Source organism: Microbacterium sp. LB12 (assembly GCF_037150835.1).
GTDB lineage: Bacteria > Actinomycetota > Actinomycetes > Actinomycetales > Microbacteriaceae > Microbacterium.
The window spans coordinates 1-23,865 of sequence record NZ_JBBCPF010000016.1 but is presented as its reverse complement, the minus strand read 5'-3'; the positions used below and the strand labels follow the sequence as shown (position 1 = coordinate 23,865).

Below are 23,865 nucleotides of genomic sequence, written 5' to 3'. Positions count from 1 at the left end.
AGGGAAGGTCACACAATGCACCAATCAGTCAAGCGTCGGCGAGGACTCATCGCCGTCACCGGAGCCACGATCGCCGCTCTCGCCCTCGCGGGGTGCGTCGCCAGTGAGCGCGGCGACAACGGATCGGAAGGCTCCGGCGACGTCGATGGGACGTTCGTCTTCGCGGCGTCGTCCGACCCGGCGAGCCTCGATCCCGCGTTCGCGCAGGATGGCGAGAGCTTCCGTGTCTCGCGCCAGATCTTCGAAGGACTCGTCGGCACCGAGCCCGGCACCGCCGACCCGGCGCCGCTCCTCGCCGAGTCGTGGGAGTCGTCCGACGACGGCATGAGCCACACGTTCGAGCTGAAGAAGGACGTCACGTTCCAGGACGGCACGCCGTTCAACGCCGAGGCCGTGTGCGTCAACTTCGACCGCTGGTTCAACTGGACGGGCCTCGCCGCGTCCGAAGCGTTCGGCTACTACTACAACAAGCTGTTCAAGGGCTACGCCTCCAACGCGGCCGACGCGGTCTACAAGTCGTGCACGCCGGACGGTGACACCTCGGTCACGATCGAGCTGAACAAGCCGTTCGCCGGTTTCGTCGCCTCGCTCTCGCTCCCGGCGTTCGCGATGCAGAGCCCTTCCGCCATGAAGGAGTTCGGCGCGGATGAGGTCAGCGGCTCGGCCGAGGCCCCGCAGCTCTCCGAATACGCGATGGGACACCCGGTCGGCACCGGTCCCTACCAGTTCGACGAGTGGGCACCGGGCGAGCAGGTCACCCTGAAGTCGTACGACGGCTACTGGGGCGACAAGGGACAGATCGACGAGATCATCTTCCGCACGATCGACGACCCGACCGCCCGTCGTCAGGCGCTCGAGTCCGGTTCGATCGACGGCTACGACCTCGTCGGTCCCGCCGACACCAAGGCCCTCGAGGACGACGGCTTCACGATGGTGTCGCGTCCGCCGTTCACGATCCTCTACCTCGCCTTCAACCAGGCGGTCCCGGAGCTCCAGGACCCGAAGGTCCGCGAGGCGCTGTCGTACGCGGTCGACAAGGACGCGTTGATCAGCCAGGTGCTGCCGGAGGGCACGCAGAAGGCGATCGAGTTCGTGCCCGAGGTCGTCAACGGCTACAACCCCGACGTCACGACGTACGACTACGACCCGGAGAAGGCCAAGTCCCTGCTCGCCGAGGCCGGCTACACCGAGGCCAACCCGTTGAAGCTCACCTTCAACTACCCGGTCAACGTGTCGCGTCCGTACATGCCGGACCCCGAGCAGATCTACACGGTGCTGTCGTCGCAGCTGTCCGAGGTCGGCGTCGAGACCACCCCGGTCTCGGAGGAGTGGGTCGAATACCTCGACCGCACCACCGGCACCTCCGACCACGGCATCCACCTGCTCGGATGGACCGGCGACTACAACGACACCGACAACTTCGTCGGCGTCTTCTTCGGCCAGCAGAGCTCGGAATGGGGCTTCGACAACCCGGAGCTGTTCCAGAAGTTGAACGAGGCGCGTGGCGTCTCCAACCTCGATGAGCAGACGGCGCTGTACGAGGAGATCAACGAGATGGTCGCGACCTTCATCCCCGGTGTCCCGCTCGCGCACCCTGCGCCGACTCTGGCGTTCGACCCGCGCGTGAAGAGCTACCCGGCCAGCCCGGTGAACGACGAGGTCTTCACGGACATCGTCCTCACCAAGTAGGCCCGACCACGTGATATGCCTCGCCCCGGTTCCGTGCTCTGCGCGCGGGACCGGGGCACGGCGTACCTTCTGATCGACGGAGATCTTCGTGCTGCGCACCATCGGCAGGCGACTGCTGTTCCTCATCCCCACCCTGTTCGGGCTCAGCATCCTGCTGTTCGCCTGGGTCAGGGCCCTCCCCGGCGGCCCGGCGGTCGCCCTGCTCGGCGAGAAGGCCACACCAGAGGCCATCGCGAGAGTCAATGAGCTCTACGGCTTCAACAAGCCGCTCATCGAGCAGTACTTCATCTGGGTCACACGGCTGCTCCAAGGCGACTTCGGCACCTCGATCCAGACCAACCGACCCGTGACGGAGGAGTTCCTCCGTCGCTTCCCGGCGACCCTGGAGCTGAGCGTGATGGCGCTCATCTTCGCGGTCGGCGTCGGCATCCCGCTCGGCTACTGGGCCGCGCGCCGCCACGGCAAGTTCACCGACCACGCCTCGGTCGTACTGAGCCTCATCGGCATCACGATCCCAGTGTTCTTCCTGGCGTTCATCCTGAAGTACGTCTTCGCCGTGCAGCTGGGCTGGCTGCCGTCGGATGGCCGGCAGAACCCGCGAATAGATGCCACCCATCCCACCGGCTTCTACGTGTGGGACGGCATCATCACGGGCGAGTTCGACGCGGCATGGGACGCGATCCTGCATCTGATCCTGCCGGCGCTCGCGCTCGGCACGATCCCGCTGGCCATCATCGTCCGCATCACCAGGGCCAGCGTCCTGGAGGTGCAGAACGCGGACTACGTGCGCACCGGGCGGGCGAAGGGCGTCGGATCGTCGACGCTCCGCAGCCGGTTTATCCTGCGCAACGCGATGCTCCCGGTGATCACGACGATCGGTCTGCAGACCGGGCTGCTGATCTCGGGGGCGGTGCTCACCGAGACGGTGTTCGCGTTCCCCGGCATCGGCTCGTTCCTGGCGAGAGCCATCTTCACCAGGGACTTCCCGGTCCTCCAGGGATTCATCATCTTCATCGCGATCGCGTACGCGCTGATCAACCTGGCGGTCGATGTCTCCTACAGCGTCATCGACCCGAGAGTGAGGGTGCAGTGATGTCCCTCGTCATCGTCCGAAAGGAGGCGGTCGCATGAGCATCGCACTCCCGCCCGCACAGGGCCCATCGGCGGAGAGCGGCGGCAGCATCGACACGGTCGCGATCGCGCAGGCCGACCTGAAGCAGAGCTCCGGCGGGTTCTGGCGGGACGTGTTCCGCCGGCTCCGCCACAACCCGACGGCCTGGATCGGCGCGGTCATCGTGCTGCTGTTCCTGCTGGTCGCCGCGCTGGCACCGCTGCTCGCGCCCTACCCGGAGACCGCGCTGCCCGGCGCGAAGTACATCACTCCGACCCATATCCCCGGTCCCGGCGAGCTGCCCGAGTTCCCGCTGGGACTCGACCGCTTCGGCGGTGACGTGCTGTCCAAGCTCATCTGGGGTGCGCAGGCATCGCTCCTGATCGGTGTCATCTCGACGGCGATGGGCCTGGTGGGCGGCATGATCCTCGGATTACTGGCCGGCACGTTCGGCGGCTGGGTCGACACGGTCATCATGCGTGTGGTCGACATCATCCTGTCGGTGCCGAACCTGCTGCTGGCCGTGTCGATCGCCGCGATCCTCGGTCAGACGCCGTTCGCGGTGATGATCGCGATCGGGGCCTCGCAGGTGCCGATCTTCGCGCGCCTGCTGCGGGCGTCGATGCTGCAGCAGCGCTCCAGCGACTACGTGCTGTCGGCCCAGACGCTGGGTCTCGGACGCGGCAGGATCACGATGTCGCACGTGCTGCCCAACGCCATCGGGCCGGTGATCGTGCAGGGGACCCTGACGCTCGCGACCGCGGTGATCGATGCGGCGGCGCTGTCGTTCCTCGGACTCGGCGGCGGAGGCCCGGCCACTGCCGAGTGGGGTCGCATGCTCACCTACGCGCAGGCCGAGCTGGCCATCGCGCCGTGGCTCGCGTTCCTGCCCGGCATCTGCATCGCCGTGACGGCGCTCGGCTTCACCCTGCTGGGCGAGGCGCTGCGCGAGGCGATGGATCCCCGGACGAGGGCGCGATGAACGCCCGTGAGGAGGGCGCGATGCGCGCCGCGAAGGAGAACCGGATGTCGATCGAGCCGCTGCTGTCCGTCGAGGGGTTGGCCGTGGACTTCGCGACCATGGACGGTGTCGTGCATGCCGTCGAGGGGGTGGACCTCGAGATCCGTCCCGGCGAGACCGTCGCGATCGTGGGGGAGTCCGGCTCGGGCAAGTCCACTACAGCGATGGCCATCATCGGCCTGCTGGCCGGGGGCGGCAAGGTCGCCGCGGGCAGCATCCGGCTCGATGGGAAAGAGATCGCCCACGCGCCGGAGCACGAGCTGCGGATGATCCGCGGACGCGACATCGGCCTCGTGCCGCAGGACCCGATGTCGAACCTGAACCCGGTCGCGAAGATCGGCACCCAGGTCGCCGAGACGCTGCTCGCGCACGGTCTCGCCACCCGGCAGAACGTGCAGGCGAAGGTGGTGGAAGCGCTCACCGCCGCGGGCCTGCCGGATCCGGAGCGACGTGCGAAGCAGTATCCGCATGAGTTCTCGGGCGGGATGCGTCAGCGCGCGCTCATCGCGATCGGGCTGGCGTGCAAGCCGCGGCTGCTGATCGCCGATGAGCCCACGAGCGCCCTCGACGTCACGGTGCAGCAGACGATCCTCGACCAGATCGGGGCGATGACCCGCGAGCTGGGCACGGCCGTGCTGCTCATCACGCACGACCTCGGCCTCGCCGCGGAGCGGGCCGAGCGGGTCGTGGTGATGCATCGCGGCAAGGTGGTCGAGCAGGGCGACGCGCGTCAGATCCTGGAGGATCCGCAGCATCCGTACACCCAGTCGCTCGTGAAGGCGGCGCCCTCGGTCGCCGCCGCGCGGCTGCGGCCGGAGGCGTTCCGCACGCAGGAGCGCACCGCCGTGACCGAGGAGGCTGCCGAGGCCGCCGCCGCCGACAACATCGTCGAGATCGAGAACCTCACCAAGGTGTATCCGGTGCGCGGTCGCGGGGAGGACTTCGTCGCCGTCGACGACGTGTCGCTCGTGATCCCGCGCGGGGAGACCGTCGCGATCGTGGGGGAGTCGGGGTCGGGCAAGACCACGACCGCCCGGATGCTGCTGAAGGTGATCGAGCCCACGAGCGGACTCATCCGCTACGAGGGCAAGGACATCGCGGCACTGAGCAAGGCGGAGACACGGAACTTCCGGCAGCAGGTGCAGCCGATCTTCCAGGATCCGTATTCGAGCCTGAACCCGATGTTCACGATCGAGCGCCTGATCGCGGAGCCGCTGGAGTTCTACAAGCGGGGCAGCGGTGCCGACCGACGCACGCGCGTGCGGCAGCTGCTCGACGATGTGGCGCTGCCGCAGTCGATGCTGCGGCGGTATCCCTCCGAGCTGTCGGGTGGTCAGCGGCAGCGTGTGGCGATCGCCCGTGCGCTGGCGCTGTCGCCGGATCTGATCGTGTGCGACGAGCCGGTGTCGGCGCTGGACGTGCTGGTGCAGGATCAGATCCTCGCGCTGCTCGGCGACCTGCAGCGCGAGTACGGCCTGAGCTACCTGTTCATCTCGCACGACCTGGCGGTGGTGCGGCTCATCAGCGACTATGTGTGCGTGATGAAGGACGGGAAGCTCGTCGAGGCGGCGACGTCGGAGGAGATCTTCACGAATCCGCGCGACCCGTACACGCGCCGCCTGTTGGCCTCGATCCCCGGCAACGAACTCGGCATCGCATCCTGACCTGGCGTCCTCGACCGATCTCGGGTGCCAATACCGCAGCATCCGAGATTGGTCAAGGATTGCGCTTGCCATGTCGCCGAATCGTGCGTATAGTGAGTAGTTGCGCTCGCTTCTCCATGCCCTCATATGGTGGTCGGCATTTCGTTGAGCTTCTGAGTGCACACTCCACCTGACGACAAAGGAATCGAGAAGCCCTGCGGGGCTCACGGAGGTTATTCCCTTGGCTGCTGCTCGCAACGCATCCACATCCACCACCACCAAGAACGGACGCGGAGCTTCCCGTCTTTCGTTCGCCAAGATCTCCGACACGCTGACGGTCCCTGACCTTCTCGCCCTGCAGACCGAGTCCTTCGGTTGGCTGGTCGGCAACGACGCCTGGAAGGCGCGCGTGGCCGAGGCCAAGAAGCAGGGTCGCACCGACGTCAACGAGAACAGCGGTCTGGGCGAGATCTTCGAGGAGATCTCCCCGATCGAGGACCTCGGCGAGACGATGCAGCTGTCGTTCACGAACCCCTACCTCGAGCCGGAGAAGTACTCGATCGAGGAGTGCAAGGAGCGTGGCAAGACCTACGCCGCTCCGCTGTACGTCGAGGCCGAGTTCATGAACCACCTCACGGGTGAGATCAAGACCCAGACGGTCTTCATGGGCGACTTCCCGCTGCAGACCGACAAGGGAACGTTCATCATCAACGGCTCCGAGCGCGTCGTCGTCTCGCAGCTCGTGCGCTCGCCGGGTGTCTACTTCGACAAGACCCCCGACAAGACGAGTGACAAGGACATCGTGTCCGCGCGCGTCATCCCGAGCCGTGGTGCATGGCTCGAGTTCGAGATCGACAAGCGCGACCAGGTGGGCGTGCGCGTCGACCGCAAGCGCAAGCAGTCGGTCACGGTCTTCCTCAAGGCGCTGGGCATGACCAGCGAGGAGATCCTCGCCGAGTTCGCCGGCTACACCTCGATCGAGGAGACGCTCGCGAAGGACACGATCGTCACGAAGGAAGACGCCCTCCGCGACATCTACCGCAAGCTCCGTCCGGGCGAGCAGGTCGCCGCCGAGGCCGCCCGCGCGCTCCTGGACAACTTCTACTTCAACCCGAAGCGCTACGACCTGGCCAAGGTCGGTCGTTACAAGATCAACCACAAGCTGGGCCTCGACCAGCCGCTGACCTCCTCGGTGCTCACCGTCGAGGACATCGTGGCCACGATCAAGTACCTCGTCCGCCTGCACGCGGGCACCGAGGAGACCTTCTCGGGCATCCGCGGTGGCAAGAAGGCCGAGATCCGTCTCGCGACCGATGACATCGACAACTTCGGCAACCGTCGCATCCGCGCGGTCGGCGAGCTGATCCAGAACCAGGTCCGCACCGGTCTGTCCCGCATGGAGCGCGTCGTCCGCGAGCGCATGACCACGCAGGACATCGAGGCGATCACGCCGCAGACCCTGATCAACGTGCGCCCCGTCGTCGCCGCGATCAAGGAGTTCTTCGGAACGTCGCAGCTGTCGCAGTTCATGGACCAGAACAACCCGCTCGCGGGTCTGACGAACAAGCGTCGTCTCTCCGCGCTCGGCCCCGGTGGTCTCTCGCGTGACCGCGCCGGTGTCGAGGTCCGTGACGTCCACCCCTCCCACTACGGCCGCATGTGCCCGATCGAGACGCCGGAAGGCCCGAACATCGGTCTGATCGGTGCGCTCGCGACCTTCGCGCGCATCAACTCGTTCGGATTCATCGAGACCCCGTACCGCAAGGTCACCGACGGTGTCGTCACCGAGCACATCGACTACCTCACGGCGTCCGAAGAGGTTGACTTCAACATCGCGCAGGCCAACGCCCCGCTCGATGCCAAGGGTCGCTTCCTCGAGAGCCACGTCCTGGCCCGTCCGAAGGGCGGCAGCGGCGAGGTCGACATGTTCCTGCCGGAGGACATCGGCTACATCGACGTCTCGCCGCGCCAGATGGTGTCGGTCGCGACCTCGCTGGTGCCGTTCCTCGAGCACGACGACGCGCAGCGCGCCCTCATGGGTGCCAACATGCAGCGTCAGGCTGTGCCGCTGCTGCGCAGCGACTCGCCGCTCGTCGGAACCGGTATGGAGGGCTACACGGCCATCGACGCCGGTGACGTGATCACCGCCGAGAAGGCCGGTGTCGTCTCGGAGGTCTCCGCGGACCGCGTCATCGTCATGCTCGACGAGGGCGGCACGCAGGAGTACCACCTCCGCAAGTTCGACCGCTCCAACCAGGGCACGTCCTACAACCAGAAGGTCGTCGTCTCCGCCGGCGAGCGCGTCGAGGTCGGAGAGGTCATCGCCGATGGCCCCGCCACCGAGAACGGCGAGCTGGCCCTCGGAAAGAACCTCCTCGTCGCGTTCATGACGTGGGAGGGCTACAACTTCGAGGACGCGATCATCCTGAGCCAGGACCTGGTGAAGGACGACACCCTCTCCTCGATCCACATCGAGGAGTACGAGGTCGATGCTCGCGACACCAAGCTTGGCAAGGAGGAGATCACCCGTGACCTCCCCAACGTCAGCCCGGAGCTGCTGAAGGACCTCGACGAGCGCGGCATCATCCGCATCGGCGCCGAGGTCCGCCCCGGCGACATCCTCGTCGGCAAGGTCACGCCGAAGGGTGAGACCGAGCTGTCGGCCGAGGAGCGTCTGCTCCGCGCGATCTTCAACGAGAAGAGCCGCGAAGTCCGTGACACCTCGCTGAAGGTGCCCCACGGTGAGCAGGGCACGATCATCGCCGTCAAGGAGTTCAACGCCGAGGACGGCGACGACGAGCTCGGCTCCGGCGTGAACCGCCGCGTCGTGGTCTACATCGCCCAGAAGCGCAAGATCACCGAGGGCGACAAGCTCGCCGGCCGCCACGGCAACAAGGGTGTCATCGCGAAGATCCTCCCGATCGAGGACATGCCCTTCCTGTCGGACGGCACCCCGGTCGACATCGTGCTGAACCCGCTCGGCATCCCGGGTCGAATGAACTTCGGCCAGGTTCTCGAGACGCACCTCGGCTGGATCGCCAAGCAGGGCTGGAAGGTCGAGGGCACCCCGGAGTGGGCAGCTCGTCTGCCGGAGCAGGCCTTCGAAGCGGCTCCCGGCACGAAGGTCGCGACCCCGGTGTTCGACGGTGCGAGCGAGGAGGAGATCTCCGGTCTCCTCGACTCGACCACCCCGACCCGCGACGGCGTGCGCCTGATCGACTCGAGCGGCAAGACGCAGCTGTTCGACGGCCGCTCCGGTGAGCCGTTCCCGGCTCCGATCTCGGTCGGCTACATGTACATCCTGAAGCTGCACCACCTGGTCGACGACAAGATCCACGCACGTTCCACGGGTCCGTACTCGATGATCACCCAGCAGCCGCTCGGTGGTAAGGCGCAGTTCGGTGGACAGCGCTTCGGTGAGATGGAGGTGTGGGCCCTCGAGGCCTACGGCGCCGCGTACGCGCTCCAGGAGCTCCTCACGATCAAGTCCGACGACATCCTCGGCCGCGTCAAGGTGTACGAGGCGATCGTAAAGGGCGAGAACATCCAGGAGCCCGGCATCCCCGAGTCCTTCAAGGTGCTCATGAAGGAGATGCAGTCGCTCTGCCTGAACGTCGAGGTCCTCTCGGCCGACGGCACGCTGGTCAACCTCCGCGACACCGACGATGAGGCGTTCCGCGCCGCAGAGGAACTCGGTATCAACATCTCCAGCCGCTTCGAGGCCGCCTCGATCGACGAGATCTAAGCCTTCGTGAGCCGGGGGCACCTGTCCCCGGCTCACCGAAGCAGACTTCTCAACAGAATTTCCGACACAGGAGAACTAGTGCTCGAGTCCACAACTTTCGACGAGCTTCGCATCGGTCTGGCCACCGCGGACAACATCCGCGCCTGGTCGTACGGTGAGGTCAAGAAGCCCGAAACCATCAACTACCGCACCCTGAAGCCCGAGAAGGACGGCCTCTTCGGAGAGCAGATCTTCGGACCGTCCCGTGACTGGGAGTGCGCGTGCGGCAAGTACAAGCGCGTCCGCTTCAAGGGCATCGTCTGCGAGCGCTGCGGCGTGGAGGTCACCAAGAGCTCCGTCCGTCGTGAGCGCATGGGTCACATCGAGCTCGCCGCTCCCGTCACCCACATCTGGTACTTCAAGGGCGTGCCCTCGCGTCTGGGCTACCTGCTCGACATGGCGCCGAAGGACCTCGAGAAGGTCATCTACTTCGCCGCCTACATGGTCATCTCGGTCGACGAGGATGCTCGTCACCGCGACCTGGGCACGCAGGAGAACAACATCCGTCTCGAGCTGAAGACGCTCGGCGACCGCCGCGACTCCAAGATCGCGGAGCGCCTGGCCAAGCTGGAGGAGGAGCTCGCCGCTCTCGAGGCCGAGGGTGCCAAGGCCGACGCCAAGAAGAAGGTCAAGGACGCCGCCGAGAAGGAGATGTCGCTCATCCGCAAGGGTGCCGACGAGGCGATCATGAAGCTCGAGCGCGTGTGGGAGGACTTCCGCACGCTCGAGGTCGGAGCGCTCCGCCCGGAGGACGACGTCTTCCACGAGCTGCAGGACCGCTTCGGTCAGTACTTCGAGGCCTACATGGGTGCCGAGTCGATCCAGCGTCGCCTCGCGGCGTTCGATCTCGAGGCCGAGGCGGAGAACCTGCGTCTGCAGATCTCCGAGGGCAAGGGCCAGCGCAAGATCCGGGCGATCAAGCGCCTCAAGGTCGTCAGCTCGTTCCTCGAGACCGGCATGAGCCCGGCCGCGATGGTCCTCGACGTCGTGCCGGTGATCCCGCCGGAGCTGCGTCCGATGGTTCAGCTCGATGGTGGCCGCTTCGCCACCAGCGACCTGAACGACCTCTACCGCCGCGTGATCAACCGCAACAACCGTCTTCGTCGTCTGATCGACCTCGGCGCCCCCGAGATCATCGTCAACAACGAGAAGCGCATGCTGCAGGAGGCCGTCGACGCCCTGTTCGACAACGGCCGCCGCGGTCGCCCGGTCACCGGTACCGGCAACCGTGCCCTCAAGTCCCTCAGCGACATGCTGAAGGGTAAGCAGGGTCGTTTCCGTCAGAACCTGCTCGGAAAGCGTGTCGACTACTCGGGTCGTTCGGTCATCATCGTCGGACCGCAGCTCAAGCTGCACCAGTGCGGTCTGCCCAAGCAGATGGCTCTGGAGCTCTTCAAGCCGTTCGTGATCAAGCGCCTGATCGACCTCGGTCACTCGCAGAACATCAAGGCCGCCAAGCGCGCCGTCGAGCGCACCCGTCCCGAGGTCTGGGACGTGCTCGAGGAGATCATCCGCGAGCGTCCGGTGCTGCTCAACCGTGCACCCACCCTGCACCGTCTCGGCATCCAGGCGTTCGAGCCGCAGCTCGTCGAGGGCAAGGCCATCCAGCTGCACCCGCTCGTCTGCGCGGCGTTCAACGCCGACTTCGACGGTGACCAGATGGCCGTGCACCTGCCGCTGTCTGTCGAGGCTCAGGCCGAGGCCCGCGTGCTGATGCTCGCGTCGAACAACATCCTGAAGCCGTCTGACGGCCGTCCGGTCACCCTGCCTTCGCAGGACATGATCATCGGTCTGCACCACCTGACCACGGTCAAGGAGGGCGCAGCCGGTGAGGGCCGTGCGTTCGGTTCGGTGGGCGAGGCGATCCTGGCCAAGGACGAGGGCACCCTCGACCTGCAGGCCAAGATCCGCATCCGCATCCCGGGCCTGACCTTCCTCGAGGGCGAGGCTCCCGAGGGCTACGAGCGTCACGGTCTCGTCGACGCTTCGCTGGGTCAGGCGATCTTCAACGACACGCTCCCCAAGGGCTACCCGTTCGTCCGCGAGCAGGCAGACAAGAACAAGCTGTCGCAGATCGTCAACAAGCTGGCCGAGGAGTACCCCAAGGTCGAGACGGCGGCGTCGCTGGACCGCATCAAGGACGCCGGTTTCTACTGGGCCACGCGCTCCGGTGTGACCGTCGCCCTGAGCGACATCCTGACCCCGCCGAACAAGGCGGAGATCGTCGCGGGCTACGAGAAGCAGGCCGCGAAGGTCCAGTCGCAGTACGAGAAGGGTCTGACGACCGACTCCGAGCGTCGCCAGGAGCTCATCAAGATCTGGACCGAGGCGACCGACGAGGTGCAGGCCGCGATGAAGGCGCACTTCCCGGAGGACAACACCATCAACCGCATGGTGTCCTCGGGTGCTCGTGGTAACTGGCTGCAGATCCGCAACATCGCGGGTATGCGTGGTCTGGTGAACAACCCCAAGGGTGAGATCATCCCGCGTCCGATCATCTCCTCGTACCGCGAGGGTCTGTCGGTGGCGGAGTACTTCATCGCGACGCACGGTACCCGTAAGGGTCTGGCCGACACCGCTCTGCGTACCGCCGACTCGGGTTACCTGACCCGTCGTCTGGTGGACGTCTCGCAGGACGTCATCATCCGCGAAGAGGACTGCGGCACGTCGAAGGGCCTCGAGCTCCCGATCGCTGCGCCGAACTCGCAGGGTGAGCTGGTGCGCGACGCGAACGTCGAGAACTCGGTGTTCGCTCGTACGCTGGCCTCCGACGTGGTCGACAGCAAGGGCGAGGTGCTCGCTGCTGCCGGTGACGACGTGGGTGACGTGCTGATCGACAAGCTGGTCGCTGCCGGCGTCGAGACGATCAAGGTGCGCTCGGTCCTGACCTGCGACTCCGCCGTCGGTGTCTGCGCGCAGTGCTACGGCCGTTCGCTCGCGACAGGAAAGACCGTCGACATCGGCGAGGCCGTCGGCATCATCGCGGCCCAGTCGATCGGTGAGCCCGGTACCCAGCTGACGATGCGTACCTTCCACACCGGTGGTTCGGCGTCGGCGGATGACATCACGCAGGGTCTTCCCCGTGTGCAGGAGCTCTTCGAGGCGCGTACCCCCAAGGGCGCGTCGCCGATCGCCGAGGCCGATGGCCGCATCGCGATCGACGAGACCGACAAGGGCAAGAAGGTCATCCTCACGCCCGACAGCGGCGACGAGCCGGTCATCTACCCGGTTCTGAAGCGTGCGACGCTTCTCGTCGAGGACGGGCAGCACGTCAAGGTCGGTCAGCCGATCCTGGTGGGTACGCTCGACCCGAAGGAGATCATGCGTGTCATGGGTGCTCGCGAGGTGCAGCGTTACCTCGTCGGCGGCGTCCAGGGCGTGTACCGCTCGCAGGGTGTGCCGATCCACGACAAGCACATCGAGGTCATCGTCCGTCAGATGCTCCGCAAGGTCACCGTCGTCGACCACGCCGACACGACCCTGCTGCCGGGTGAGATGGTCGACCTCAAGCGCTACCAGTCGATCAACCGCGAGGCCGTGGCAGAGGGCAAGCGTCCCGCGTCGGGCCGTCCGGAGCTGATGGGTATCACGAAGGCGTCGCTCGCGACCGAGTCGTGGCTGTCGGCCGCCTCCTTCCAGGAGACGACCCGAGTGCTCACCGAGGCTGCGATGCAGGGCAAGCGTGACCCGCTGGTCGGTCTCAAGGAGAACGTCATCATCGGTAAGCTCATCCCCGCCGGAACCGGTCTCTCGAAGTACCGCGACGTCACGGTCGAGGCCACCGAGGAAGCCAAGAGCGAGCGCTACCCGAACCGGATCTTCGCATCCGACGGCGCGTACGCGGACGGCGACTTCGGCTACGTCGACTTCGACGCGTTCTCGACGGACGACATCACCCCCGGTACTTACAACTGATTGAGGCGAGAGCCGGCGAGCTTGCTCGTCCGGCCGAGCCGATCGAGGTTGTCGAGCGACGAAGTCGCGACACAACTGAGGTGTGACTGACTGAGAAGGCCCCAGGCGATTATTCGCCTGGGGCCTTCTTCGTGTGCTCGTGGACCTGTGTCTCGGCGTCGGGAGAGATCTCGGCGTGGGGCGGTGATGCGTGTCAGGTGTCACCGCCCATCGCGGAGAACTCCGCCGGAGCGAGCGGGTGAGTCAGCCGAAGAGATGCGCCACGATCGCGGACGTGTAGCCGGTCGGGGCGAGGTTCGAGTAGCGGGTGTCGATCAAGACGTCATCGCGCCAGAACAGGGTGCGGCCGTCCGTGACCGGATACTGCGCGTTGGGCCAGGTCTTCTCGCAGCGGGTGCCGCCGTCGGGCGTGAAGCAGCTGAACCCTTCGTTGTCGGCCAGTTCGTTGAGCATGTCGAGCGCCGGCCCGCGGTTCATGCGCGAGATCGTGGTGGTCAGTCCCGTCGTGTCGGCGCCCGGGTCAGCCCAGATACACGTGAGGGTGCCGTCGTCGGCGACGCCAGAGGGACCGAAGGCCGCATCGTTGAGCGGGACGCCCTCGAGCTGCGCCAGCACCGCGTCAGAGAGGATCGCACGGCAGTCGGTCGGGAGAGCGACCGGCGCGTTGGTCGAGGTCGGGCTGGGGGAGGGGCTCGCAGTGTTGTCGGGTTCCGCGGACGCGCTGCCGGTGGGCTTCGGCGATGACGATTCGCCGGCGGCACCTCCCTGGGGCGCGCACGCCGTGAGTGCGGCGAGGAGGACGAGAACCGCGGCGGTGCTGGTGAGTCGGTCTCTCATGGCCACACCGTATCGTCCGGAGCCGCCGGGGTGGGAGAGGATCGCGGGACGGGTGCGGCGACACGCAGCGCGATAGTCTCGGCGGGTGAGCAACCAGACTTCTTCCGCCGGTTCCGTGGTCGTGATCGGTGACGCCCTGATCGACGAGATCCGTGACGGATCCGGAGTGCGCGAGCTGGTCGGCGGCGCGGCGTTGAACGTCGCTGTCGGGTTGCGCCGCCTCGGGGTGGTCACGACGCTGATCGCCATGGTCGGCGACGATGAGGCCGGAGCGCACATCCGCGAGTATCTGTCCGATCATGGCGTGCGATTGATCGCGAGCCCGGCGCCGCGCGGATCGTCACGGGCGATCGTCGAGCGGGCAGCGAACGGCGAACCGCAGTACGTGTTCAATGAGGCGGCACAGAGGCGCAGCATCCACTACTCCGACGAAGCGCGCGAGGCGATCGCCGATGCCGGTCTCGTCGCGATCAGCTGTTTCCCGTTCGACGTGCCGTCCGAGGTGGATGCCCTGGTCGACGCGCTGGCGGACGCGCGGGTGGCCGTCGACCCCAACCCGCGCACAGGGATGCTGAGCGATCGGGAGGAGTTCGTCCGCGGCTTCGAGCGCGTCGCGGCGACGGCATCCATCGTCAAGGTCGGCGCGGACGATGCGGCGATCCTGTACGGCGGAGACCTCGACGCCCTGCGCCGACGGCTTCGCGATCTCGGCGCCGCGGCGGTGCTGGCGACCGCCGGTGCGGAGGGGGCCCTGATCGATGCGGATGCGGGAGTGATCGATGCTCCGATCGCGCAGCTTCCCGGTGCCGTGATCGACACGGTCGGTGCCGGAGATGCGACGCTCGCCGCGGTTGCCGCCGGCCTCGTCGCGGCGTCGCCGACGGGCTTGGAGGAGTGGCGGGCGCTGCTGGTCCGGGCGATGGATGTGGCTGCGGCGACGTGTCGTGCCGAGGGCGGACTGCTGCGGACTCCCGAGTCGCTGGCCGACCTCGGGCGCGGCGTGAACGGCAGCTGACGTTTCGATTTCTTGCACCTGCCTCGGGCAGGTATGCTTGTCTCTCGTGCCCCCGGTTGGCTGTCGAAGTCGGACGGGTGCGCTCTGGCGAGTTACCCAAGCGGCCAAAGGGATCTGACTGTAAATCAGACTGCTCTGCATTCGGGGGTTCGAATCCCTCACTCGCCACCACGAGTTGTCTCGGATCTAGAGCTCACATGTTCTCGGATCTAAACATCGCATACGAAGGGCCACCGGATTCCCGGAGGCCCTTCGTCGTCCTCACCATCGGCGCAGGCTCCGTGACACGACTACGCGTCCGAGAGGAGATGGGGCGGCAGCTGCTCGCCTGTGATACGGCCGCCGCGTGCGGAGAGGTGAACGACGTTGTTCGGCACGAGATGCAGATCGTCAGGGTGCACGAAGATGTATCGATGAGCGTGGATCGCTGTGTGCGTGTTGAAGATCCCCGCCATCGTCGAATCAGGCTCGTCGAGGAGATCGAATTCCGTCCAAGACAGCGTCGGCCAGCCCTCGGACCTCCTCCGGATCCGGTCGGTACATCGCAAGGCCTAGGGTCCGGGAGATCGGGTGAAGCAGCGCGAATGCGTTCTCAACGCCGGGGCGTTTCGCTTTCTCAGTTGCTCTGCAGTGATCTGGTGGGTCTCGATTTCTCCCCGACCCCGTCTCCCGGCGATGCGTTTCTGGGGCGAGCTAGGTAAGACGTGTCACCGTGTACGGCAATCATGGTTCTCGGCACGCAGGATCCCCCGCGGGCGGACGACGCGATCACTCATCCGAGGACACGGACATGGCTGGCGTCGTGCACGGTGACGTCGGCTGGGGAGCCGATCATCGTCGCAGGTGCCGTTTCCCCTTTAGGCGGCACCCACTGGTAGACCCCTGTGAACGTCAGCTGACTTTCGCGGGCGCCTCTGCATGTCCAGCAGACGTTGGGACGTCCGTGCTCAGGTGGCCTCGCCGAGGCGATTCTCGATCGGCGCGAAAAGCGGTTCCGAGAGCAGCGAGAACCGCTGCTGCGTTGCGAACCTGCGGAGCATGGCGGCTTCGCGGCGGATCGCATGGGGGGTCATCGGCGTGGCGGGGCGTTCGACACGGAGGTGTCGGACTCCGAGCCGAGTAAGAGCTTCGTCGTGCTCGGACATGGCTCCTTCGTAGTCTGCGCGTTCCGGCGCCGAAAGGATGGCCACGTCGAGGTCGGTGAGACCCCAATCTTCGAGTGTCACAGTGCTGGCCCTTCTTCGTCAGGAGGTGATCTCTTACGGGGACTGTACGTCCGTGATAGCGCGCATCGGGCCGAGACGAGGACTAGTCCGAGCGTCAGCACTGGTTCTCCGTGCGACGCTGTACGACCTCGGTGGCCTCTGAGACGGCCGTGCGCGTCGCGGCCCAAGAATTGAGCCCCGACCATGGGATGGCCGGGGCTCGTGACGAACGCGCGGTGTGCCCGGGGCGGGATCGCCATACGCACCGTAGTGTGGGGAAGCTGGGGAAACTAACCACGGTGGGTCGCACTGGATGGCGGACGCTGCAATGCCAGTTGCAGACTCGAGGTCCGTCGTCCTCTCGAACGTCAGAAGCCACGCTACGTTCGGAGATGCCGTCTCGGCGCCGTGAACGAGATCGTTAAGTGCGCGCGGCGCCTTTCGTCAGTGCGGAAGCGGGTGAGATCGGTGTGACCCCCGCTGCGATCGGGCATTCCACCCCGTCTTCGTCGCCCCCCGACCCTGCGGGTGTGCGAGAACGCCTCTCGGACTCGCTGTTCTGCTCCAGTGCTGCCGAGAAGCGTGGGCGACGCATCCACTGAGCCGCGCACGCAAGGCGGCGTTCGGTGCACCGAGATCGCAGTGGCGCTCACTGAGGTTCTGCATCTTCACCGGCGACAAGTGCGAGTTGTCCTTAGCTTCGTTGCAGCCCACTCGTGCGCGCCGCGCACTCCTCATCTCTTGGAAAGCTCGCCATGACGGATTCGCGCTCGCGCCTTCCCCACGCCACCAGGTCACACCCAACGACGGCCCTGTTCTCATTCGGGGGTCGGACTACCGCGAATTTCGTGCGGGTCGACGAGCTCGAAGCGGCGATTCGAGGAGTCGGAGAGGGCCGAGCGGTCGAGATCGTCGGGCCGAGATTCTCCGGTCGCACCGAGCTGCTGCGGAGATTGCAGCTCGACCTCTCCCTGCACGAATGGTTAGTCATCCCCGTGCAGGGCGTGGCGGGCGCGAACCCCCTGGAGGCTGCGCGGCTCGGACTTCCTTTGAGCGAACGTGCCTCGCTCCTGCAGCGCGGACTGAATACGCCGCTGCTCCAGCACACGTACGAGACGTACATCGGCGTGCGGCGAGCGGTCCTGCTGGTCGATGACGCCGATCATCTCGATGCGCACTCATGGGCGTTGCTGGAGGGGCTGTGCCGTTCTCTGGGAACGGTGATCGTCACGGCCTCGGTGCTGGGGGGAGGTCAGGTCGGTGCGAAACAGTCCGCTATCCGCGTGGCGAACGGTGCTGTCAGGGTAGAGCTGCCGTCGCTCGGGTTGAACGAAACGAGGCGGCTGCTCGAACGCCGCTTGGACGGCGAGATCGCTCCCGAAACGGTCAGCCGCATCCACACGAAGTCGGCGGGGAACCCCGGCATCGCGCTCGCGCTCGTCGAGGCCACCGTTGCTGCCGGAACCCTTCGCGTCGAGGATGGGGCCTGGGTGACGTCCTCCCGCCTCTGGGTTCAGCAGGCGAACGTCGCGTTCGAATCGCTGCTCTCGAACGTCTCACCGGAGCTGCAAGAGGGACTCGAGGTTCTCTCCATCGTCGGTGTCACCGACCTGGAGACGGCAACGGCGCTCATCGGTGACGAGCAGCTCGAACAGCTCGATGCACACGGGATGATCGCGACGATCACGGCGGGGGAGACCTGCCGCGTCGCCGTGAACCCTCCCGGTATCGCGGAGTTCTTCTTGCATCGCAAGCCCAGCATTCGTCGTCGTCGTCTCATCGAGCAGGTGTCTTCCGTGCTCGCGGATCACCATGCCGATCTCGAGGCCGCCTACGTCGACGCTGTGTGGCGTCGCGGCGAGGCAGATGACGAGACGGCACCCCTGCGCGCGACCCAAGACGTTCCGTACTTGATCCGGATGTTCGCAGAAGACCACCAGGCCCGTCGCCTCATCGCACACCGCGAATGGCGTCGCAGGCCCTCACTCAGTGCCGCACGCGATGCTTTGGCGACCGAACTCGCCGGTACCTTCGACGCCACGCTTCTCGACGACCTCATCCTTCATGCGCTCGACACGAACGGTGACGCCGAGACGGAACTCAGCACTCGCTATCTCCGATCGTGCGCACGACTCGCCCGGGGGGGACAGCGTCGACGACGCAGCGGATGCGCTCGCCGAAGGCATGGAGAGCGACTTCGCCTATGCGGAGGCTATCGACAGCCTGCAACGTACTCTGCGAGCGGGGTTTGGTCAGGATCAGCCCGACCTCGAGCCGATTCTTCGTTCGCGTGTACGCGAGGGAGTGAACGGCAGCGTCGCCGGGATCCTCCTGGCGCTGCGTCTCATCGTCACTGGTAAAGCAGAGGAGGCGCTCGCTCTGCTTGCGGAAGCGGTAGAACCGAATGCTCCCTTCAGGGCCTACGCCAGCGTGGTCAAAGGGCTCGCCCTCATTCTCAGCGGGCACCAGTACGAGGCTGCGGCCTGGGCGACGGATCAGTTGCAGAAGTCCGTTACAACGGTTGATCGGGTGTCGTTCGCGGGGCATGCCTATGTTGCCGGTCTGGCACTGATCGCGCATGGCCGACACGACGAGGCGAACGAGATCCTGGGCATCCCATTGCGCGCCGGGATGTCCACACGCGGAACTCCGCTCCCGGTCGATGGCGCGAGCATCACCATGATGAGTCTCCTTGCCCGACACGGAGGTCGCGTGACCTCAGCCGACGCGTTGGAGCACGTCGCCGCGAGCCATGTCAATTCGTCTCTCGCGCTTCCATACTCCGACCCGGCATGGTCCAAGGCCATGAGTCTCTTCGTCGCAGGAGACACGCAGGGTGCGCGGGATGTGATCGAGCTGATAGCTGCGCGCGCAGACGATCGCGGTGACATCGCAGCTGCTGACCATGCGATCTATGTCGGCCTGTGCGTGCACTACGACGATCATGATGCCGAGGCACGTCGCTCGCGAATCCAGCGGGTGGGAGGAGCACTCGCTCTCGCCCAGATCGACGCACGCGCGGCACTCACCCGGCAGGACCCGGGAGCGCTCCTCGCCGCAGCAATGCGGCTGACGGAGATTCACGCGCCGCAGTCGGCGACGAAGCACTATCTGACAGCTTCCCACTTGTTCCGGGATCGCGGCGATTCCGAGAACGCGGCGATCGCACGGGCGAGCCTCCGGGTAGGGAGTGATATGAGAGCGTTGTACGGCGACACGCAATCCCGGAAGACGCTCACCAGCCGTGAGTCGCAGGTTGCTCGGTACATCGCAGAGGGGCTGTCCAACGGCGAGATCGCCAGCCGCTTGATGCTGAGCATCCGCACCGTGGAGAGCCACATCAACAGAATCGCGCGGAAGACGGGCTCAGCGAATCGCGCAGAGATATCGCGTCTCTCCCAAACGCAGATTCGCTCTTAGGCGAAGGAAGACAGGCGCGCCAACTCGCTGCGCTCCGTGAGGCCCGTCTTTCGACGGATGTTGTTGATGTGGCTCTCCACGGTGCGCACACTCAAGACCAGGCGGGTCGCAATCTGGCCATTCGACAATCCTGCCGCGATCAACCGGACGAGCTCCGCTTCGCGGGAAGTGAGCGGCGTATCGAGGGTTGCCAGAGGCACCTTCCGCGCCTCATTCGCGATCTCGTCGAGTTTGCTGCGAAGGCGCGCCACGTCGTCGCGCGCACCGGCCTCACGGTACAGGCGAGCCGCCTGACCGAAGAAGTGGGCTGAGGCCGAGACAGCGTGCAACCGGAGCAGTTGACCGGCCGCCCGTTCGACGCCCGCAGCGTCGTCCACGACCGAGAAGTGACGTGCAGCGAGGAAGGCATCGAACAGATCGCCGTCCGTGCGTTGCAGCTCCTCGCGAGGCTCCGGGTCTCGAGCGCCGACATAGCTGTACCTGCTGAGAAAATCGGCGAGACTCCACGCGAACAGATAGCCTCTCTCCCGCACGGTTGTGGCGAGGTCGGCGAAGTCATCGCCTGCGCGCTCCCGTTGCCCCTCCATCAGGCGGCTCATCGCTTGCGCCCAGAGGTCTTCGCTGAACGGAAGGGATGCCGTTCGGGGATGCCTGTCGTCGAGCGCCGCGAGAGTCCAGAGCAGAATCAGGAGCGGCCGATCGGGGCTGAGCAGGAGGGATCCGGATCTCGCCCCGACGAGAAACGGGAGGCTCGCGACGTCGGTGGCATCGTTGTACTGAGCGAGCACGGCGTTTCCCGTGGCTGCGACGAACGCGTGGCCCGCGAGCGCGCCTCGATCGAGTTCAGCCATGCCCTTCTCGAGATGTGCGCTCGCCCACGTGACCGCAGCATGGAACTGTCCGTCCGCCAACAGAGCCAACCCCTTGATGATCGCGAGGTGACTGTCCACGAGGGGCGTTCGCTCAGACAGGTGCGCATCTTCTATGACCTGCAGCGCTTCGGCGCCGGCGCCACGCACAGTGAGCAGCGCCGCGAGCACCGTTCGAGCGAGTGACGCTGCGTGGCTGCTCCCCTGGGCGGATGCTCGAAGTCTCTCGATATCCGCAGAGGACGCATCGAGCGTTTCGAAGCCCACGGCCAGGGACATGACCCGGAGCGACTCCGAGCCGGTGAAACCCTCCCGTACTCCGCCTTCGAGCATCTGCTGTGCATCCGTCACTGACGCCCCCTGCGTCAAGCGGATCCTGCTCAGCAACCAGCGGAGTTCGACCTCTTCGATCGCGTCCCCGGGTAGGGCGCGCACGTCGTGCGTCACCACATCGTCGATGGACGCCGGGGCCTCTCCGCCGCTCAACGCGAGAACGAGCACGTCGGAGGCCGAGCGCATCGATGGTTCCTCGTTCCAGCGCCGGTCGGCCAACGTGCGCTTCACCTGCAGGTCTTCGGCGAACATCCGCACGATGACCGGCGTCTCGACGGAGTGCCACATGGGCACGTTGCGCGACGCCGACGACAGTTGTCCCCATTGCTGCTGAACGTATTCGACACGTTCGTCGGAGGGGATCTCACTGAGAGACTTGCTGGCGCGCTCGACCAGACGCATCCGTCGGGCGGACAGCGGCTGGTTGTGAAAGTAATCGACGATGCCGCCAGGGGTGATGGCCATCAAGGCACGACCGTCGCTGACGAGCACGCGGGCAAGGCCGTGCCCTTCCAAAGCCTCCAACGCTTCCTGACCGACGAGCGTCTCTGCCGTCCGCCACTCCGTGACTCCGGCGATGGAGAGCGTTTCTGCAGCCTCCTGCAGCTGCGGGGGATACGCGCTCAACAGCGAGGAGAACACGCCGACGAGGTCGTCGTTCCAGAGATCACCTTCGCCTCGCCACACACTTCCCTTGCGGCGAACGAGTCCCGCGGCGACAGCAGACTCGATGATCGCGAGGGAGAGGCCCGGCACGCCCCCGGACATGGTGTGGACGCTGCCAGCGAGTCCGGGATCGACGGGCCCCTCCATGCGACTCTCCAACAACCCATGCGTGACATCGAAGGCGACATCGTCGAGCGCGATCTGCACTGCGGGATGCGCGATCGACATCAGCGACGGAATCGAAGCGCTCGCCGAATGACGACGCAGTTCCGTGGCGAATACGGGTGTCCGGGTCGACTTGTGCAGCGACTCCACGACGACCCATGACGCACGGTCGAGGAGGTCGGCATCGTCCACCAACAACACCGTCGGCTCCAGTCGGCTCGCTCGCTCCAACTCGTCGATCATCGCCCCGACCGCTGAACCTCGCGGCCCGATGTTCTTTCGCGAGGCTGCGGGGAGAGCAATGCGCACGGCCTCCAGCGGTATCTCCGGTCCGATACCTCGAATCACGATGACCTGCTTGTCCTGGGCGAGAAGCTCTCGGCGGACCCGTTCGAGAAGCTCGCTCCGCCCGGACCAGCGGGCGCCGACGAGATTCACGCTCCGGGCAGAGAGCAGGAGCGTGACGATCCGGTTGACCTCGGCTGTGCGCACGAACATTGTGTTGCCTCCACATTCGTTCACGGCAACGGTGCCGGATAGTGAGCATGATACGTGCGATGAGCGCCGCACGCAGGAAGACGATGCGCGCACGCAACCTGCGTCGCGTGACACCTAAAGAAGGCGCGAAACTCGTCTGCCTCTCGCCGCGGTGAGTTGTCATAGATGCGTCAGCCGCTCCAGGACATCGCCGCGCGACTGCGCAGTTGGGGGACTAAGAACATGCGAACTCGTAGAACCGATGGCGTACGCCGCCGGAAGGCCACCGCTTTGGGTGTATCGCTCGCTATTGCGGCGGGGCTGCTCACTCCGATCGTCGTGGCGAATGTGGCTCAGGCGGCAACCGAGCTGATGGTCAACTCTGTGGGTCTCGAGGCTGCTGCCGGTTCTAAGACGGATGGGATCTGCCAGTCCACCGCCGGAACGTGCACTCTGCGCGCGGCCATCGAGGAATCCAACGCCCTCGCGGCCGCCGCCGGAGAGGTGAAGATCGGGGTCGACCCCAATTTTGCTGGTGGGAACATCAACATCACGACTGCGACGGCGAATCGCATGCGGAACACAAACGTCTACGCGGCGAATGGTGCAGTCCTGGGCGACCAGAGGGATGACACCGCTGCTGTCTTCGAGGTCACCGCTCCGGTCACGATCGATCTGGAGCACAAGATCACCGTGCACACTGCCGCGACAACCGATTACGCACAAGCCGTGTTCCACCTCAACGGACCCGACATCACCATCCGCGCTATCGACGATGTCTGGTCGGGGGAGACTTCCTTCTACGTCGGGCCGCAGGCCAAGCGCGTCACCCTCGACGACATCAATGCCGACGCCCCGTACTACTACCCCGAGCGCCTCTTGGTGGTCCGAGGGGGCGCCGAAGATATCACTCTCTCCAACTCGACGATGCACGGCTTCGCGGGAGCTGAAAGGGACTACAACTGGGTCGTGGTCGATGGGACCAGCGCGTCGTTCCCTGTGAAGGGGCTGACTGTCACCGGCAACACCTTTGTCGCGAACGCATCCGGTGCCTGTAACGGATCCTCGACTGTGGGATGCTCCTCGTCGCCCCTGGACGCCGCGGGACAGTTCATCACAGAGCTCGAGTTCTCCGACAATGTCGCTCCGAACCTCAACCGCGCGTCCAGTCAGGGTGCTCGCGGTCTCGACCTCCGCGCCGCCACCGTGGGGACGCTGAAGGTCAAGGACAACACGTTCGACGCCGCGTACTACCGCGCTGGAACGTCGGTGATCTCCATGGGGGGCGCCACCACCATCGACAGTTTCGAGATCACCGGCAACGCGTTCACCGAGATGTCGGGCAACGGCACCGACGATGTGGGGGCTGCGATCGAGCTGCCGACAAGCAAACGCATCACCACCGGTGGAAAGATCTCCGACAACGTGTTCGTCGCGACCGGGACCTTCAACGCGGACGCTATTCACTGGGCCGGTGCCGATTCGACCGATTCCGCGACGAACCTCGCCGACTCGCGCGTCTCGATCGTCGACAACCATTTCGACGGTTTCTCGGTCGCCAACGGATCGAGAGCCAGCATCCGGATGACTCAGCCCTGATCCACCGTCGCGATTCGGTTGAGCCGCGTTTCGCTTTTCGTTGAGTTGTTTCGGCGGGCGGGCGTGCGTGTTCTGCCAGCCGGGGCTCTGGCTTATCCACGTCGATCTCCGGTTCG

Annotated in this window: 13 protein-coding genes and 1 tRNA gene; 11 read left to right on the top strand and 3 right to left on the bottom strand. The window is 65.8% G+C overall.

Annotation, left to right across the window (positions count from 1 at the left end; translation table 11 throughout):
• The first annotated feature begins 15 nt into the window (after positions 1 to 15).
• From WFM69_RS18345 to rpoC, 6 genes are all read left to right on the top strand, one after another.
• On the top strand, positions 16 to 1,689 hold the full coding sequence (locus WFM69_RS18345; RefSeq protein ID WP_337007162.1) for an ABC transporter substrate-binding protein: 1,674 nt from the start codon (positions 16 to 18) through the stop codon (positions 1,687 to 1,689).
• An 88-nt stretch (positions 1,690 to 1,777) separates the two neighbouring features.
• Positions 1,778 to 2,782, top strand: a complete 1,005-nt coding sequence (locus tag WFM69_RS18340) for an ABC transporter permease (RefSeq protein ID WP_337007160.1) — start codon at positions 1,778 to 1,780, stop codon at positions 2,780 to 2,782.
• 34 nt (positions 2,783 to 2,816) lie between these two features.
• Complete coding sequence (locus WFM69_RS18335; protein ID WP_337007158.1) at positions 2,817 to 3,782, top strand: ABC transporter permease; 966 nt, start codon at positions 2,817 to 2,819, stop codon at positions 3,780 to 3,782.
• Positions 3,779 to 5,485 carry an ABC transporter ATP-binding protein gene (locus WFM69_RS18330; protein ID WP_337007157.1) on the top strand — a complete coding sequence of 569 codons (1,707 nt, stop codon included), beginning with the start codon at positions 3,779 to 3,781 and terminating at the stop codon, positions 5,483 to 5,485. Before WFM69_RS18335 ends, WFM69_RS18330 begins: the two co-directional genes overlap by 4 nt.
• A gap of 220 nt (positions 5,486 to 5,705) precedes the next feature.
• Positions 5,706 to 9,209, top strand: a complete 3,504-nt coding sequence (gene rpoB, locus WFM69_RS18325; RefSeq protein ID WP_337007155.1) for a DNA-directed RNA polymerase subunit beta — start codon at positions 5,706 to 5,708, stop codon at positions 9,207 to 9,209.
• Positions 9,210 to 9,287: 78 nt separating this feature from the next.
• Positions 9,288 to 13,163 (top strand): DNA-directed RNA polymerase subunit beta', encoded by a 3,876-nt coding sequence (gene rpoC, locus WFM69_RS18320; RefSeq protein ID WP_337007153.1) that lies wholly within the window; start codon positions 9,288 to 9,290, stop codon positions 13,161 to 13,163.
• A 243-nt stretch (positions 13,164 to 13,406) separates the two neighbouring features.
• Here the strand turns inward: rpoC and WFM69_RS18315 are convergent, their stop codons facing one another.
• Complete coding sequence (locus tag WFM69_RS18315; protein WP_337007151.1) at positions 13,407 to 14,000, bottom strand: hypothetical protein; 594 nt, start codon at positions 13,998 to 14,000, stop codon at positions 13,407 to 13,409.
• An 85-nt stretch (positions 14,001 to 14,085) separates the two neighbouring features.
• On the opposite strand from WFM69_RS18315, the gene WFM69_RS18310 reads away from it, so the two are divergent.
• Together WFM69_RS18310 and WFM69_RS18305 are read left to right on the top strand one after the other, a co-directional pair.
• Entirely contained in the window at positions 14,086 to 15,015 is a 930-nt protein-coding gene (locus WFM69_RS18310) for a PfkB family carbohydrate kinase (RefSeq protein ID WP_337007149.1), read from the top strand.
• A gap of 86 nt (positions 15,016 to 15,101) precedes the next feature.
• Positions 15,102 to 15,186: transfer RNA gene (locus WFM69_RS18305), tRNA-Tyr, on the top strand.
• A gap of 776 nt (positions 15,187 to 15,962) precedes the next feature.
• On the opposite strand, the gene WFM69_RS18300 is transcribed toward WFM69_RS18305, so the two are convergent.
• Positions 15,963 to 16,160 carry a hypothetical protein gene (locus tag WFM69_RS18300; protein ID WP_337007146.1) on the bottom strand — a complete coding sequence of 66 codons (198 nt, stop codon included), beginning with the start codon at positions 16,158 to 16,160 and terminating at the stop codon, positions 15,963 to 15,965.
• Positions 16,161 to 16,975: 815 nt separating this feature from the next.
• Here WFM69_RS18300 and WFM69_RS18295 point away from each other — a divergent pair.
• The gene (locus tag WFM69_RS18295; RefSeq protein ID WP_337007144.1) at positions 16,976 to 18,580 is read left to right on the top strand and encodes a hypothetical protein; all 1,605 of its coding nucleotides are present in this window, start codon (positions 16,976 to 16,978) and stop codon (positions 18,578 to 18,580) included.
• On the top strand, positions 18,525 to 19,640 hold the full coding sequence (locus WFM69_RS18290; RefSeq protein ID WP_337007143.1) for a helix-turn-helix transcriptional regulator: 1,116 nt from the start codon (positions 18,525 to 18,527) through the stop codon (positions 19,638 to 19,640). Before WFM69_RS18295 ends, WFM69_RS18290 begins: the two co-directional genes overlap by 56 nt.
• Here the strand turns inward: WFM69_RS18290 and WFM69_RS18285 are convergent.
• Complete coding sequence (locus WFM69_RS18285; RefSeq protein WP_337007142.1) at positions 19,637 to 22,264, bottom strand: helix-turn-helix transcriptional regulator; 2,628 nt, start codon at positions 22,262 to 22,264, stop codon at positions 19,637 to 19,639. The two genes, WFM69_RS18290 and WFM69_RS18285, sit on opposite strands and share 4 nt — an antisense overlap.
• A gap of 129 nt (positions 22,265 to 22,393) precedes the next feature.
• Here WFM69_RS18285 and WFM69_RS18280 point away from each other — a divergent pair, with 129 nt between their 5' ends.
• Positions 22,394 to 23,749 (top strand): hypothetical protein, encoded by a 1,356-nt coding sequence (locus WFM69_RS18280; RefSeq protein ID WP_337007140.1) that lies wholly within the window; start codon positions 22,394 to 22,396, stop codon positions 23,747 to 23,749.
• The last annotated feature ends 116 nt before the right edge of the window (positions 23,750 to 23,865 follow it).